15 protein-coding genes and 3 pseudogenes are annotated in these 15,128 nt (G+C 38.9%); 7 read left to right on the top strand and 11 right to left on the bottom strand.

The features are described from left to right. Positions 1-2 precede the first annotated feature (2 nt). The 4 genes from PPM_RS19320 to PPM_RS19305 all read left to right on the top strand — a co-directional run bounded on the left by PPM_RS19320 (position 3) and on the right by PPM_RS19305 (position 4,129). On the top strand, positions 3-803 hold the full coding sequence (locus tag PPM_RS19320; RefSeq protein ID WP_013372490.1) for a response regulator: 801 nt from the start codon (positions 3-5) through the stop codon (positions 801-803). A gap of 136 nt (positions 804-939) precedes the next feature. Further along, positions 940-2,283, top strand: coding sequence for an extracellular solute-binding protein (locus PPM_RS19315; protein ID WP_013372489.1), 1,344 nt, complete (start codon positions 940-942; stop codon positions 2,281-2,283). 26 nt (positions 2,284-2,309) lie between these two features. Beyond that, positions 2,310-3,191 (top strand): carbohydrate ABC transporter permease, encoded by an 882-nt coding sequence (locus PPM_RS19310; RefSeq protein ID WP_013372488.1) that lies wholly within the window; start codon positions 2,310-2,312, stop codon positions 3,189-3,191. 56 nt (positions 3,192-3,247) lie between these two features. After that, positions 3,248-4,129 carry a carbohydrate ABC transporter permease gene (locus PPM_RS19305; RefSeq protein WP_043886031.1) on the top strand — a complete coding sequence of 294 codons (882 nt, stop codon included), beginning with the start codon at positions 3,248-3,250 and terminating at the stop codon, positions 4,127-4,129. A gap of 233 nt (positions 4,130-4,362) precedes the next feature. On the opposite strand, the gene PPM_RS19300 is transcribed toward PPM_RS19305, so the two are convergent. From PPM_RS19300 to PPM_RS19275, 7 genes and pseudogenes are all read right to left on the bottom strand, one after another. Then, positions 4,363-5,106 (bottom strand): DUF4261 domain-containing protein, encoded by a 744-nt coding sequence (locus tag PPM_RS19300; protein ID WP_013372486.1) that lies wholly within the window; start codon positions 5,104-5,106, stop codon positions 4,363-4,365. A 536-nt stretch (positions 5,107-5,642) separates the two neighbouring features. Continuing rightward, entirely contained in the window at positions 5,643-6,140 is a 498-nt protein-coding gene (locus tag PPM_RS19295; protein ID WP_043886030.1) for a hypothetical protein, read from the bottom strand. Positions 6,141-6,624: 484 nt separating this feature from the next. Then, positions 6,625-7,074: pseudogene (locus PPM_RS19290) on the bottom strand (DUF6985 domain-containing protein). A 164-nt stretch (positions 7,075-7,238) separates the two neighbouring features. Continuing rightward, positions 7,239-7,928: an Imm3 family immunity protein gene (locus tag PPM_RS19285; RefSeq protein WP_013372481.1), complete on the bottom strand. Its 690-nt coding sequence runs from the start codon at positions 7,926-7,928 to the stop codon at positions 7,239-7,241. Between the two features lie 12 nt (positions 7,929-7,940). Then, positions 7,941-8,159 carry a deaminase domain-containing protein gene (locus PPM_RS30675; RefSeq protein WP_013372480.1) on the bottom strand — a complete coding sequence of 73 codons (219 nt, stop codon included), beginning with the start codon at positions 8,157-8,159 and terminating at the stop codon, positions 7,941-7,943. Positions 8,160-8,423: 264 nt separating this feature from the next. Beyond that, positions 8,424-8,876, bottom strand: coding sequence for a hypothetical protein (locus PPM_RS19280; protein WP_016324631.1), 453 nt, complete (start codon positions 8,874-8,876; stop codon positions 8,424-8,426). A 21-nt stretch (positions 8,877-8,897) separates the two neighbouring features. Continuing rightward, positions 8,898-9,872 carry a hypothetical protein gene (locus PPM_RS19275; protein ID WP_013372478.1) on the bottom strand — a complete coding sequence of 325 codons (975 nt, stop codon included), beginning with the start codon at positions 9,870-9,872 and terminating at the stop codon, positions 8,898-8,900. A gap of 577 nt (positions 9,873-10,449) precedes the next feature. On the opposite strand from PPM_RS19275, the gene PPM_RS19265 reads away from it, so the two are divergent. After that, positions 10,450-10,671 carry a hypothetical protein gene (locus PPM_RS19265; RefSeq protein ID WP_013372475.1) on the top strand — a complete coding sequence of 74 codons (222 nt, stop codon included), beginning with the start codon at positions 10,450-10,452 and terminating at the stop codon, positions 10,669-10,671. 476 nt (positions 10,672-11,147) lie between these two features. Here PPM_RS19265 and PPM_RS19260 read toward each other — a convergent pair whose 3' ends face one another. Further along, positions 11,148-11,657: an ankyrin repeat domain-containing protein gene (locus PPM_RS19260; protein WP_013372473.1), complete on the bottom strand. Its 510-nt coding sequence runs from the start codon at positions 11,655-11,657 to the stop codon at positions 11,148-11,150. A 408-nt stretch (positions 11,658-12,065) separates the two neighbouring features. Here PPM_RS19260 and PPM_RS30535 point away from each other — a divergent pair, with 408 nt between their 5' ends. Both PPM_RS30535 and PPM_RS19255 read left to right on the top strand, forming a co-directional pair. Continuing rightward, positions 12,066-12,158: a recombinase family protein gene (locus PPM_RS30535; protein WP_080567900.1), complete on the top strand. Its 93-nt coding sequence runs from the start codon at positions 12,066-12,068 to the stop codon at positions 12,156-12,158. 135 nt (positions 12,159-12,293) lie between these two features. Continuing rightward, entirely contained in the window at positions 12,294-12,602 is a 309-nt protein-coding gene (locus PPM_RS19255; RefSeq protein ID WP_013372471.1) for a hypothetical protein, read from the top strand. An 811-nt stretch (positions 12,603-13,413) separates the two neighbouring features. Here PPM_RS19255 and PPM_RS19245 read toward each other — a convergent pair. The 3 genes and pseudogenes from PPM_RS19245 to PPM_RS30235 form a co-directional block, all read right to left on the bottom strand. Then, the gene (locus PPM_RS19245; RefSeq protein ID WP_013372468.1) at positions 13,414-13,887 is read right to left on the bottom strand and encodes an SMI1/KNR4 family protein; all 474 of its coding nucleotides are present in this window, start codon (positions 13,885-13,887) and stop codon (positions 13,414-13,416) included. 319 nt (positions 13,888-14,206) lie between these two features. Further along, a pseudogene (locus tag PPM_RS28755) lies at positions 14,207-14,675 on the bottom strand (DUF6985 domain-containing protein). 4 nt (positions 14,676-14,679) lie between these two features. Beyond that, positions 14,680-14,953, bottom strand: a pseudogene (locus tag PPM_RS30235) (hypothetical protein); the annotation flags it as partial. Positions 14,954-15,128 lie beyond the last annotated feature (175 nt).

Below are 15,128 nucleotides of genomic sequence, written 5' to 3'. Positions count from 1 at the left end.
GAATGAGTTTTTCATCCAAGACCATTGTTATTGTGGACGATGAACAAAGAACACGTCAGGGGATACATCAGACACTGGAGCAGTGGGCCGCCGGGAAATACCGGATTATGACATCGGGGAATGGCCTGGAGGCATTACATATGCTGCAAGCGGAGAAGGTGCATCTGCTGATTACAGATGTCCGGTTGCCGGAATTCAGCGGGCTGGATTTAATCCGTTCTCTGGAACGGGATTCACATCGCCCGGCGATCATTGTGATCTCGGGATATGCGGAGTTTGATTATGTCCAGCAGGCGCTTCGTCTCGGAGCCGTTAATTATTTGCTCAAGCCGATTGATAAGCAGGAGCTGCTGAATGCGGTAAATGAAGCACTTCAACTTGAAGAGGAACGGCAGCGGTATAAGAAGCTGGACAAGCTGGCTGACCCTGTTCTGCTAGAGCTTGACCTCCAAGCGACTACGCTTAGCGATCCGGTACGGCGAGCCTTCACCTTTATGGCAGAGCATCTTCACGAACCCATTACGATGGCGCAGACTGCAGCGCATTCACACCTGAATGCGAGCTATTTTAGTGTTTTATTTAAGGAGCAAAGTGGTTTGTCCTTCAGCGAATATCTGCACAGGATACGGATACAACGGGCTAAGGAGCTGCTGCTGCATACCCAGTTGACGATTGCCCAAATCGGTGAGCGCTCAGGCTACCGGACAGATAAATATTTTATTAAAGTATTCAAAGCGACCGAGGGGGTAAGTCCCAGCCGCTATAGACAGCAGATGCGTAAAGGACCAGAGAATATCGACTGACATATAGGCTGCTCACAACCCAATAAAAGTGGAATTATACCCAATGAGCGTACCCTGTTGGAAGCAGAAATAGAGTGCTAAACTTACAAATGATAACGGTTACAAAAAATATAATTACAATAACGGAGGTCTAACGATGTCCAACGAGTATTCAGTTCGTAAGCGCTCACATCGAAAATGGGTTGCTGGGTTGACCCTGCTGCTGTCATTCATGCTAGTGCTGTCCGGTTGTGGTGTTGGTAAGGATGGGCAAGGCGGTTCCAGTGGAGCTGGGGGCAAGGTTACGCTCAAAATGATGCACTTATGGCCAGAGGGAAGCTCGGCACAGCAAAGCAAGCTTGTAACTCAGATTATAGATCAATACCAAAAGGATCATCCGAATGTCGTCATTCAGCAGGAAGTGCTGGAAAATGAACAATACAAAAACAAACTCAAAGTGCTGTCAGCTTCCAACGAATTGCCAGATATCGGCATCACTTGGGCAGCGGGCTTCATGGAGCCTTACGTTAAAGGTGGATTATTTACGCCGATGGATGACCTGCTGCAAGGTTCCAAGCTGAAGGACAAATTCGTACCGGGAACGACCGATGCCTATGCGCTGGATGGTAAAACGTATGCGCTTCCGATCGAATTGAACATAACACCCATTTATTACAACAAAGCCATATTCCAAAAATATAACTTGAAGGTACCTGCGACATTTGATGAATTTAAGCAGGTGGTGAAAACACTTGTAGATCATGGAGTTGCACCGATTGCATTGGGCAATAAAGACCGCTGGACGGGTTCGCTTTGGTACATGTATCTGGCAGACCGTATAGCAGGTAGCGAAACGCTGAAAAAAGCAATTGACGGCTCAGGATCATTCGATGACCCTGGTTTAATTCAGGCGGCCTCCGAAATTCAGACGCTGGTGGATATGAACGCCTTTAACAAAGGATTTAACGGCTTGTCCAATGATGAAGGAAAATCCGAGTTTATGAACGACAAAGCGGCGATGTATTTGATGGCTACTTGGGAGTTGCCGAATTTTACGACTAATCCCGAAATCCCGCAAGCGTTTAAAGATCAAGTCGGCTTCTTTAAATTCCCGATGGTTGCAGGCGGCAAGGGCAACGAGAACAGTTGGGTAGGAGGTCCGGGAGTAGGTTTGTTCGTTTCGGAAAATTCCAAAGTAAAAGAAGAAGCCAAAGCGTTCGTGGAATACTTCGTAGAAAAATGGGGAGAGCAATCGGTCACACAGGCGGGCGTTATTCCGGCGACGAAGGTGGACACCTCTAAAGAAAAATTGCCCAAGCTGTATGTCGATCTGCTGAATGGGCTGAACCAAGCCAGCAACATTACATTGTTCGCTGATGTACAAATGAAGCCGAATGCAGCGCAGGTACATTTGAATATGATTCAGGCGTTGTTTGGTAAAGCGGTGACACCGCAACAATTTGCCGACCAGCATAAGGCTGCCATCGAGAAAGGAAATTGAAATTGACCACCTAAGGAGGTCTGACCGTGGAAAAGGTCATGTCCAATAAGCTCGTCATTGCTCTCTATGTGTTGCCTTCCCTGCTGCTGTTATTTGCCGTGATTTATGTGCCCATCGTACTGACCGGCTATTACGGCCTGAATCAGTGGAATGGAATCGGCCCTATGACTTTCGTAGGGCTGGATAACTATCAACATTTGTTCACAGACGCGGCATTCTGGCAAAGTGCTTGGCATTCGCTGCTGCTGGCCTTGTTTTCAGGCATCAGTCTGATCGGTTATCTGGTCGTTGCGATGATTCTGTCAGGAAAAATCAAGGGAGCGAATCTGCTGCGGAAAATTTATCTGATTCCCATGCTGCTGTCTTCTGTAGCGATCGCTCAATTGTGGCTCAAAATGTATCACCCGACCAACGGAGTGCTGAATTCTTTGCTGGCATCGGTCGGAGTTCACAATCCGCCCGAGTGGTTGGCTAATCCGTCTCTGGTGCTGCTTGCCTTATTCATTCCGATTATTTGGCAATATGCAGGCTTTTATATCCTGATCTATTATGCCGGGCTGAAAAACATTCCCGAAACGCTGATGGAGGCTGCACGGATCGACGGAGCCAGTGCCTGGCAGATTGCGACTCGTATCAAATTGCCTCTACTGCGCGAGGTAATTAACGTGACGATCATATTGTCCATTGTCGGCTCGCTCAAATATTTTGACCTGATCTACGTCATGACGGACGGTGGGCCGAACGGGGCCAGTGAAGTGATGGCTTCGTACATGTACCACCAGGCGTTCCGCAGCTTCGATTTCGGATATGGCAGCGCTACAGCCTTTGCCCTGCTGCTCATCTGTCTGGTTGCTACGTGGGTGATTCGCAAGGTGACCGCTACTAGTGACACCATCCAGTATTCATAGAACATTCATGCAATTAGATCATGGGTAACAAAGGACAGGAAGAGGGAGGAACGGATATGAAAACCCAGGCAGCCGCCAACTATCCGCTTGGAGTCGCTACTCGCGGCAAAATGTTAACTCGGGTCGGTTATGCCGCTTTGTATATACTTTTGATCATCTTAGCGGTGACGCAGCTTTTACCGCTAGTGTGGCTGATGCTTTTTTCGCTTAAAAATAATCAGGAAGTGTTTAACCTTCCACCGTTTGCACTCCCGTCCCAGCCGCATTGGGAAAACTATATGAATGTGTGGACCAGCGGCAATATCGGACGGTATTTCTTCAATAGTGTGTGGATTACGGTCATATCTGTGGCGCTGACCGTGCTGCTTGCCAGCTTTGTTACGTTTGCCATTACACGTATGCGGTGGAAAGGGAGTCAGCTGGTCCTCGGGCTCTTTATGGTCGGACTCATGATTCCGGTCCATTCCACTTTGATCCCGTTGTTCAGTATGTTTCTCAAACTGCATCTAACAGATACTTCGGTATCCATCATCCTGTCGTATGTCGCTTTTAATCTGCCAACAACGATGATGATCTTGCTGGGCTTCTATTACGCTCTGCCCCGTGAAGTGGAAGAAGCGGCCGTTATGGACGGCTGCTCCGTCAACCGGATGTTCTTCCGGATTGTGCTGCCCATGACCACCCCCGTCATGGCAACGACGTCTATTATTAATATGATCTACAACTGGAACGAGTTTATTTTCGTCAATACGTTCATTAGCTCTGACGAAAATAAAACACTGACCGTAGGCGTTCAGAACTTTATCGGACAATATACGACCGACTGGGGAGCAATCGGAGCCACGTTGATGATCAGCATTTTGCCCATTTTGCTCGTGTTCCTCATCATGAGTGACCGGATTGTGGAAGGGATCGCAGCCGGGTCAGTTAAAGGGTAAAGCAAATTTTCTTGATTAGAAGAGCACCCCCTAGTATAGACATTGGATCAAACCTCTTGGTTTGTCCGATGAATGCTAGGGGGCATTTTTATGCGAGTTTAGTTTAGGCGGCTGGAGGGCTAGTTATTAGTTGCTGATCTTGAACAAAATAAAGGCTTTTTCCTCCTCATAATAGTAAGTGGAATAAGCCTTTAAGAATTTATTAAGTATAACTGGGTATCAAATGAAAAAATTTAATTGATAGGGCGGTGATTTCGAATTAAATTCCATACTCCGAATGGATTATAGAATGGATCTTCTTCCTCAAACATTGTACATTCTTTATGCTTTAATAGATAGATTGGAGAGCTTGGATCTGTACTAAATGTTTCTCCGTTAGTGATCTTTGGAGCTTCTACAAGGTTATATAAGCAAAATATCCTGAATAATGTGGACACTTCCGAGCCAGTTATGTCTTCAGAAGTTGTTTGTACATCAGGATAACCAAAGCTGTGCATACCAGTAGTGTAAAATGTGTTTTCTTCGCGGGACATTTGAATAAACGCAGTAAAAACTTGAGCAATGTCTCTACTACTTGTTAGTCCTAACCATTCCTCTTTTGTACTTGCTCTTCCAGAAGATTCAACATTTACAGCCATTCCTCCTGCATGCAATACAGCACTAGCAACCTCCATAATATCCAAAACTTTTTCTATAGAACCGCCCTCACCCAAAAGATAGACGATACTTTTATGTTCATTTAATTGATCAATGTGTTCCCTTTTAAATGAGCCATTTCCAGCTACCTCGAAAGCTTCTGCAACATAAGGATTATATTCACTCATTTCTACGTCAAAGAAATCTTTTGGCTTATTAAGGTTTCCGATATGGCTACCTGCATATATAAAACCGTTTCCCTTTCGAGCCATTGCCTCTATAAATTCATCTCTTGTTTCCCAATAACCAGGTATTCCTAAAATAATTTTTGGTAAACTCATAGCAATATCACCTTATCTCGCAAGAATTTATACTCGACCATATTAATCTTTATTCATCTAATTTTTCTAAGAGGAAATTGGCCTTTTCTAAATGTAAATTTGGATCGTCATCATTAAATTTTTTTTAATCTTCTGTTTAGTGAGACTTTCTAATTTGCCCAAAATTCCGCATGGGGTAACATCTTGATAGTGCCCAGAGCCAGTTTGTGCAAGCCCTCTTCTAAGTTATTCCCCCAATTTTCCATAAAATGAATTTTATATAGCGAATTACATTTGGGAAACTTTGGATTATATTAATGTAATTTTAGGAAATGAGAAATAAATGAAAGCATAAAACACAGGTCAATCATGGTGACCTCTGACCATAACCGACCTGTTTATTGTAGACTTTAGTCTTTTTAAGGTTATGCTTTTAATCATCAATGTGTGTTTAAGTAAACAAGAAAAGTCTTTATACGGGTATTACATGAGATATATAAGTCTTTGGTAGAGCAGATGACTGGGTAGTTCACCTAACCGAAAAAATGTAAAAATGGTTACTCTATACGTTCATTGTCAAGAGCATCCAAGATTTCATCACTTATCTCAAGTGGTTCCCTTTTAACTCGATTTGCAAGCGAAAGAAAATCAGTAGCACCAACTACATTCAAATAACCTCCCCTTATAAAGAAAAGGCCACCTCTTTCATATAGTTTTATTGCTGGCTCAAACAAATCTTTATTATCAATAGCAATTTGATTTCCTTCATCAATGAGTGCGTTTAACTCTATATAACTGGTAACAATTTCTCTAACATAACTATTGTCAATTTCCTTTAGTATTTGTAATTCATCAACACTCACTTGTGACTTAGTTATCGAATTTGAAATTATAATAAAAGGATACCTACAAGGCCCAGGATAATATTGAAAAAATATTGATGCTCTTCTTAAGTATTCTTTACTCAAATGAACATGTGATCTTGCTTGTTTGTTTCCAATACAACTCCAATCTATTGTAGAAATACGCTTAATTGCCTGATTAAAATTTTCCATCAATTATGTCGCTCCATCTCATCTATATTTTCCATTAAATGGTTAAATACAGAAATTCGCCTTTGGGTTGAGGAGCAGCTGAATCATGTGCACCTGGTGGTTTTGAACCAAAATCACCATCTCTATATGAATCACCATCTCTATATGAATCAGGATCTTTGTATGGATGACCCTGTTTTATGAGTTCACAATATCAGCTTGAATATCTGAAATTGTATGGCACGATTATCTCTCACCCACTTAATGGACGATACGTGGTCACAAACGTAGCGGATGTAGTCCTTTTGAAAAGAGGCCCATCATGGTGGTATCCGGCCATAATTGACCTGTTCAGCATAACGGGTATACTTTTTTTAGATATTCCGTTGCTTGATTTCCGATATTTTCCTACTATACTTTATATGATTCTGATTTACTAAAATTATCTACTAAAAATTTATCATTTAGCTCCTCAAAAAGTTCGTTAAACTTAATCTGTGCATCTTTATTGTCCAAGAGGGATAGTGTGGCTATTGCAACATGTCCAAAATCCATTCTCTACATCCCATGTACAATCAAAAAGTATTTCGATATCTCGACCTTCATAAATACCTGAATATGGAACAACAATTCCATCCAAAGTAATCATTTCAAGAAGTGTGTCGGTTGTTTCAACTAAGGGATAATTCTCATTAAGTTCGGTATCATAACCAAGTTCATGTCGCTTTTGTTGGTAATAGTCTAAAATTGGTTGCAAGAAGCTTTGCTGCAATTGCTCCCAATTTTGCATTAATTATTGATATGCCGTATATTGATCTTCATCAAACTCGCCATCTTCTTCACCATCTATCATCAATGCAATCTCAGTTTCTTTTCCCAAAAAATGAATAGTGGTATCTTTAGCCCAACTATAGTTATATTCGAGTTTGCCAAAGATTGGATCGTTTATTGTCATTTTGAATTATCTCTGTATTGTTTATTGGAAAATCCTTGAGGCTCAAAATATAGCGTTAATATTATATTGGTTGATAGATGACATACGCGACACTGGGTGGGGGCTGTTAGCCTCTCTGCCACCATCATATTACGAGATAAAGACATATTTATAAAGACATTACTTCACTGGTGGAAAATATCAAGATCTTCAAGAACCTTAGTGATTCGCTTTGATAAATCTTGGCTCTCTTCCTCTGTCAGTTCAAATTGGGAATTATCAAAATATCCAAATTTAATCTCATCAATGATGTATTCAGGTACTCTTTCACTTTGTCGTATTAAGTTCTCTACAATTGTAGTATAAACATTCTTTTTTGCACAGTCCTTGTATCGAAACTCTCTTTCAAAACATTCCATCACATGATCAATAGTATCTTCAACACTTTCAGCCCCTACAAAATAGGTGTTGACTTTATCTATGATCTCATTATAAAACCATCTGGCTTTTGGACAAAGGTCAACGGGCATCTTCTCCAGGTCAACCAATACTTTATTTCTTCGCGAGTACAGTTCCTCAAATTCCTTTTCATTTAATTGCCCACTTTGAATATGCTTCTTTACTTTTTCAAAATCTATCGATTTAAGATCTCTGATGTAATTTTCTTTAGCAAGCTTATATATTCGTGGTTGTTTTAATTTTAATTCCGCTGAAATAACATTTAAAACTGCCTTTTTCATATCATCTGAATAACTCTCACTATAATTTTCATCAAAAGCCCGAGAAATCGCTTCACTGGGGCTTTGATGCTGTAATTTATATTCATCACACTCTTCAATGAATGAATCTATTAACTCCTGATATATCCAAGTCATATTTTTACCTCCTTATTTTTTTAGTATTTTTAATCCGTTATTATGAACAATTTCTACTGTTATTTCAGGATAGTCTTTTGAAAAACTATAAATAATGTCATTACAACTAATACACGTATCATTTTCCGTGAATAATTTAATCTTTCCTTTTATGTTTGAATTAGATGGACCAAGCTTATTAGCTAAATCATTTATAATTTTGTATTCTGTATCTCCCTCCCTTGGAATCATTTCGCCCTTACTATTTGGTGCGTCTTTCGCAGGATATCTTATTTTATCCCTCTTAGGCTGAAAGGGGTAACCGTAATTGGTTTAAGTGAGGAAACCCTATACAGCCGTTAGCGGATCATTTAAAATTTGACCAGAAAGCTCTTTTTTCTTCCTTGAATTTAGCTTAAAAAGAGGCCCATTCCCACTCATGATTCAAGTAGGAATAAGCTTTTGAAAAGTTTATAAGTTGTTAGATCAGCTGATTTTAATAGACCGAAAGTGTAATTAATAGTAATACTGTATGCATCTTTCTTTGTAAGGTGTCCATTCATCAACCAACAGCTCTGCTCGCAGCAATTTAGATTTGTGCTCCAGTTTGGCAATAAATAGGGCATAATAATCGCCACTGGTTGGATAAGTAAACAATCCATACCTTTTAGGATAAATGAGTTTATTGACTTCTTTTATCTTATCAGGTATATACTCATAATCAAATTCCCCCAGTTCCTCTAGTTCCTTTTGGGAAGCCAACTCAAGGCTATGAGCAAATTCATAATCTAAAATATAGTTAACAATCTCCATAGACTGCTCACCTCGATAATCAAGGTAGAGAAATTTCTTCGTAGATAGACCATATTTTAAAACACTCTCGTTGAGACTTAACTCCAAGTCACTTAAAATGACTTCTATGTCTTGGCGATCCTCGAATATAAGATGGACGATCTCCTCATCAGACATGTTGATTTCCTCCGTTTGTAATTATTGAAACAATTCCCCATATTTGTTCGGAATATATTCGGGATAATTCTTTCGATAGAAGTTATCTGTTAGGCGCAACAGCGGATCCCATTCTGGATAGGGTTCAGGGTCCCCGATTTCCATTTTAGCTTCTGGCGTGTTCATCAATACCTCGTCAAATTCATTGAAAACCGGTAGGCCCAACTTTTTCCTTACATAAAGCAAGAATAATATTTCATACGGATAGAATCCATATTTAAAGTCGCCAAATTCAATGGACTCGCCCATTTCTGAGGCTAAAATAGAGTGGTAAAGTGACATTTCGCCAATCAGGTGTTTAATTGCTTCCGAATCCCGAGTTGTCCATTGTCCCAACACTTCCTTATATATATCCAAGTCTTTCGGGATTAAATCGTATCGAAGCCCAGCTTCCTTGAATTTTTCCTTCACAGATATATTCAAGTTTTGACTCGTTCCTGCAATAGTTTTATTTCTATATTGCAAGTATAATTCCAGTAAGAACCATGTATGCTTGTTCCATTCATTGGATTTCAGTATATTACTTCCAAGGTTATTATCAATAAATTCGAATAATATGTTTTCTTCTTTCTCCCACCCAAACATTGTGAAATGAATTAGGGCTGTTATGACTTCCTGAAAGGAGTATTCTGTCATCATTTCAGGGTAACGGATTTTATAAAGATCTTGCCCCATACACTGGTAAAAAACGACTATTTGCATTTTTTTTAAGTCTTCTACTGTATTTTCACCATTAACTAGAACATTTTGTTTCCATTTAGAGAGATGATATGAAGAGATCGATTCTAAATCTATTAATAAAATATGATCCTTCTCCACGGCATTCATATCGACAATATTAATTATTTCTTTCTGGCACTCTTCATATTCCTCTTTAATATCTTCAAATTTGATTCCGTCAACAAAGTTTTTGCTGTATCTTTTATACGCTATTTCTAATTTTTTTGGGTTTAGCATTATATCCTCCTTAAGGTTAGTCTATTACTTTATTCCAGTCTTTTACCTTTAACTCGTCCACGCCAAATCCAGTTTTGGTTATTTTCACATCTGTTTCTACCCTAATAAAATCAAACTGTAATCCAGGATACTTCTTTTTTAGCTTTTTCAATTTACTCTGAAAACTCGCATATCTTGGGTCCTTATTTTTTAACATATCTTGAAAATAAGCTTATAAACCGTGGACAAGAACGCAATATTATATAGAGAATAACATGATCCGATTTTATCCAAGAAATATTTGATGCGGTGCAAAAAGAGAAGAAACGGAGAGCCAAGCTGAAAGCGAGTGTGATGGGGGAGAATAAAAGATACTCCAGTAAATATGAACAGAGCGGCAAAGTATATTGTGGATGCTGTGGAGAATTTTTAAGCGCCGAACCTGGAACAGCAATAATCCATCCAAAAAAGTGGTATGGCAATGTAAAACGTATGTCAATGAAGGTAAGGCTGCATGTGATGCCAAATCGGTTTGTGAACAAGTTTTACATTCTGCGCTTGTATGATTGTTCAACCAGATGTATGAGAACAAGTAAAGATGCAACAATTGAAATCCGACTTGAAGGAATTAGTGAATCTCAAGCTGCGGAATCAGATTGATGAAATTATATATAATGAAGAGACGAACAGACTTTCCACTAAACTCAACGAGCTACGGCAGCAGATGCTGATATTAGAGGAGGAAGAGGATCAGAATGAGAAAATCAAGGAACGTGTCGATGAGATTATTCAGGTACTAGCTTTAATAGATCATTGTTAAATAAATTAATAGACTAACAAAATAGGCTAATGCGATCAATGGGCTAACAAATATTTGTGGAGTAAAAGACGGGATGGATCAACCGAATCCCGTCTTTTACTCCTTCCATTTAGATGATTGCTTGTCCTGACTTAGCTGATAACCTATAGCTTCTTCCCATTCAGATAGAAGACATTGGATTTCCCCATTTTGATTCATTTTGAAATGATCCATTTGAGTGAATAGATTTTTGTCCTCTGATGAACATGAAGTCTGTTATACACGGGCTAGTTCTAAATGATAAAATCGTTGGCGTAACGTCTCCTGAAACCACTCTGCCAATACGACATAGTATACTTTTCCTCCCGTTGTTTGAGTGTGTGTATGTTAACTTTGATAGGGAGGGATGGCAAGGTCTTATTATACTACTTACAAAAACATTATGACCAATTTTATTGTAACATCTCGGTATTGAATACTATTAAATAAGTCTTTTTCTATCTTTTTCCATCCATCTTCTGCTTTAAATATTCAGCAATTTCTGTTTGTCCTCTTTCAATGGCAAATGCATAAGCATCCATATCTTTCATGTTGTAACCAGAGTATTTTATAGATACATCTATATTATTCTCAACTAACAATTTGACAATCTCAAAATGACCACCATATATTGCAGCGAACAGAGGATTTCTATCTGGCTCACTAGTATCAATCTCGACATTCTGGTTAATGAGATATTCAGCAATATTTAAATGCCCTTTTGTAGCTGCTCTTTCAAGAGCATTTGTAGAAAAAGTTCCACCCTGCGCATTAGTATCTATCCCTGCACTAATAAGATATTTTATTATTTCTAGATGCCCATAAGCTGCTGCTACATGTAACCATGTACCAAAGGGTGTCATCCATGTCAACATTTCTGGTTCTTTCTCAAGTAAATCTCTTAACCTATCCAATTGGCCACTTTTTATAGCACCTCTAATGTCTTTCGCACTTTGAACTTTATCCAATTTAGTTTCTCCTTTGAATTTTATCTTCTAGAAGCAGCTTGTTTTCCAAGGTCTTCTAGTATTTCAATAATATCATCTAAGTCTGCGCCTGCCGCAAGTGACATGTAAGTGCTGATAGGTAAAGCGGCCTTTCGCTACGATGTTCATCCTTACTCTCCTTGATTGATATGATCAGCCGTCTTGTCCGTCATCTGTAATGGAGATGATGGCTTCACCACCCGATCCCGTGGCGAAATTGTCCGTGCTGCCTCCACCAAAAAAGGAGGATATCGTCTCGTGTATACCTTGGCAGCAACAAATTAAAGTCGAATTGTTGAGTAGGGCGGGTGCCCCCTCAATAAATACGTCTTCTGTAGATTTTCTAACCCACAAACGAATAAGGAATAAAGGACAGAGCAGCAATATTTAATTGAAAGCGACCATGAACCCATTGTATCCAAGGAACTGTTTGAAGTGGTGCAAAAGGAAAAGGAACGGAGGGCCAAGCTGAAAGGGAGTTGATGGGGGCTAGTAAAAGATACTCCAGTAAATATGCACTGAGCAGTAAAGTATATTGTGGATGCGGTGGAGCCATTTTTAAAACGTCGAACCTGAAACAGCAATAATCCATCCAAAAAAGTGGTATGGCAATGCAAAATGTATGTAAATGAAGGTAAAGTAACTTATGATGCCAAATCGGTTAATGAGCAAATTTTACATTCCGCGTTTGTACGATTGTTCAACCGGATGTATGAGAACAAGAAAGAATTCATTAAAACGCTGAAAGGCAATATTGAATCGATACTATTGAGCAAAGTAGAGCAAGAACCGCTATTGGATATCGAAGGGCTGATGCAACAATTGAAATCCGACTTGAAGGAATTAGTGAACCTCAAACTACGGAATCAGATTGATGAGATTGTATATGATGAAGAGACGAACAGACTTTCCAGTGAGCTCAACTAGATACGGCAACAGATGGTGATGTTAGAGGAGGAAGAGGATCAGAAGGAAAAAATCAAGGAGCGAGTCGATGAAATCATCCAAGTACTAAGCCCACAGTAAGATATACTAGAACAATTTGATGATAATCTATTTAATGCATTGGTGGAAAAGATCACGATTCTCTCACCAGCTCATTTTGTTTTTACCTTGAAAAGTGGAATGAGCATAGATGAAATAATGGATTAATGTAAAGGGGCTAACACTATCAGTAGGCTAACGAGTAACTGTGGAATGTATGACGGGAAGAATCAATCGAATCCTCCCTTTTACTTACTCTTTCCATATACATGGATTGTTTGTCCTGACGCAGCTGATAGCCTAGGGCTTCTACCCATTCCGATAATAGATGTTGGATATCCTGGTTTTTCTTAATTTTGAATTGATCCATTTAAGTGTATAGATAGTTGTCCTCTGATGAAGCCTGTTGTTCACTGGCTAATTCTAATTCATAAAAACGATGCGTAACGCTTCGAGAAACCAATCTGGCCAATTTGACATAGTGTATTTTCCCTCCCGTGGTTGAAGTGTGTGTATATTAACTCTGATGGAGAGGGAAGGCAAGGAGTTATTGTTTTTGCATGGAAAAAAGCTTATTCCTCCTCGTGGTTCAAGTTGGATTAAGCCTACGAAAATTTATCAAGTGTTGTCAAGTTAATTTATGTTTGGTTTAATGGCAGTCTTGTATGATCTTGTCGTTGGGGCTGGGCTGTAAACATTTTTACATCATAATATTAATAGACTCGAATGATGATTTCATCCATGTCCATTCCAATTATTCTTCTAACATATCAAGAAAACTATTTACATTATCAGCGATTTTTTCTGTAACTGGATCATAATCGTCAGACTCCTCATTGTACCAAATACAAATTACTGGGTCGGTTTTACTTTCGCTAAAATCTAGACAGACGAAATCACCTGCAAATAGGGCTGCAAATGGCACTAATTCTGCACCTGTTATGTCTCCATCAGAAAGTATTCTTTCATCTAACTGACTGAAAACAACCTTGATGTCATACATCCCTTTGTCATGCTCGCCGGGATTGTCCAATAAACAAAGAAAACGATCAACTACATATCTATTAGATTTATATTCAAAGAATCTAGTTATTGGAATAACACCATTGTTTTTCGATATAAAATTTATAAAATCATTAGGAAACTTAATTTCGAAATTCTCTTCCACACGCATAATTAAATTTCTATCTGGAAGAGGGGAAATTATACTTTCATTCTGTATTTTCAAAATATTTCACCTCTCAAATTAATGTCGTGGATCGTCTGCCCAGTTTCCTTTTGTTCTTTCCCCATTATGCTTGGTGATGTTATGAATACCTAACGGGACTAGTGCTAAGATAATAACAAAAAACAAGCCAATTATGGTAGTATCTAACCATAATGACCTGTTCAGTGTATTGTTAAATAGGATATTCTTTTTTAGAACTTTCGTGTGAACAGTTCAACTCTCCATTCACGAAACTTCCTCAGATAAAACAAAGGTTAAATCGAAAATAATGGTGTGATTAAGTGTTTAATTCAGCACCAGTTTGCCTCTCTCCAAATATTCAAATTGCAACATCCTGGTAACCTACTTCAGTTACTTTTTCATTTAATAAACGAATTCCCAATCCATTCTCTACATCCCATGTACAATCAAAAAGTATTTCGATATCTCGACCTTCATAAATACCTGAATATGGAACAACAATTCCATCCAAAGTAATCATTTCAAGAAGTTTGTCGGTTGTTTCAACTAAGGGATAATTCTAATTAAGTTCAGTATCATAACCAAGTTCATGTCGCTTTTGTTGGTAATAGTCTAAAATTGGTTGCAAGAAGCTTTGCTGCAATTGCTCCCAATTTTGCATTAATGATTGATATGCCGTATATTGATCTTCATCAAACTCGCCATCTTCTTCACCATCTATCATCAATGCAATCTCAGTTTTCTTTTCCCAAAAAATGAATAGTGGTATCTTTAGCCCAACTATAGTTATATTCGAGTTCGCCAAAGATTGGATCGTTTATTGTCATTTTAAAATCTCCCCTTTCCACTGAGCATATAGTCGATTTCTACTTGTGCTTTTGCTACTGGTGAAAGATTGGGGACAGCATTTTTATATTGTACACCATTAATACCAGCTTCATATAATATCTTTTTTATTTAAGGATCTGGTGCTGGCTTAAGCGTACATTGAGACTCCCCACGTGCTCCTTCAAAACCGATCTTTGGATTATCCGGCGCAGGAGTTTGACTAACTCTTGCTTCATAATAAAATGGCGAATTCAGTTTGCTTGAAGGCAGGTGGAATATCAGCCTAATCTGTATCCCGCTTACGTTACGCAAAATCAAAATTTATGTAATGTTTCAGTGTTATAACGACTGTTGATATACCTGTCTACGCATTGAAAAAGCCTATTCCTCATTATAACTCTTATTGGAATAAGCTTCTCAATACATATTTATATTTGTTTAGTTTTTGTTAT

The organism is Paenibacillus polymyxa M1 (assembly GCF_000237325.1).
In the GTDB taxonomy this organism is placed as follows: domain Bacteria; phylum Bacillota; class Bacilli; order Paenibacillales; family Paenibacillaceae; genus Paenibacillus; species Paenibacillus polymyxa_C.
This window is presented reverse-complemented; position numbering and strand designations above follow the sequence as displayed.

Bases quoted from the DNA above. Each gene is read 5' to 3' on its own strand.
- PPM_RS19320 (WP_013372490.1), top strand. From the start codon at position 3: ATGAGTTTTTCATCCAAGACCATTGTTATTGTGGACGATGAACAAAGA.
- PPM_RS19315 (WP_013372489.1), top strand. From the start codon at position 940: ATGTCCAACGAGTATTCAGTTCGTAAGCGCTCACATCGAAAATGGGTT.
- PPM_RS19305 (WP_043886031.1), top strand. From the start codon at position 3,248: ATGAAAACCCAGGCAGCCGCCAACTATCCGCTTGGAGTCGCTACTCGC.
- PPM_RS19300 (WP_013372486.1), bottom strand. From the start codon at position 5,106: ATGAGTTTACCAAAAATTATTTTAGGAATACCTGGTTATTGGGAAACA.
- PPM_RS19295 (WP_043886030.1), bottom strand. From the start codon at position 6,140: ATGGAAAATTTTAATCAGGCAATTAAGCGTATTTCTACAATAGATTGG.
- PPM_RS19285 (WP_013372481.1), bottom strand. From the start codon at position 7,928: ATGACTTGGATATATCAGGAGTTAATAGATTCATTCATTGAAGAGTGT.
- PPM_RS30675 (WP_013372480.1), bottom strand. From the start codon at position 8,159: ATGATTCCAAGGGAGGGAGATACAGAATACAAAATTATAAATGATTTA.
- PPM_RS19280 (WP_016324631.1), bottom strand. From the start codon at position 8,876: ATGTCTGATGAGGAGATCGTCCATCTTATATTCGAGGATCGCCAAGAC.
- PPM_RS19275 (WP_013372478.1), bottom strand. From the start codon at position 9,872: ATGCTAAACCCAAAAAAATTAGAAATAGCGTATAAAAGATACAGCAAA.
- PPM_RS19265 (WP_013372475.1), top strand. From the start codon at position 10,450: ATGCAACAATTGAAATCCGACTTGAAGGAATTAGTGAATCTCAAGCTG.
- PPM_RS19255 (WP_013372471.1), top strand. From the start codon at position 12,294: ATGTATGTAAATGAAGGTAAAGTAACTTATGATGCCAAATCGGTTAAT.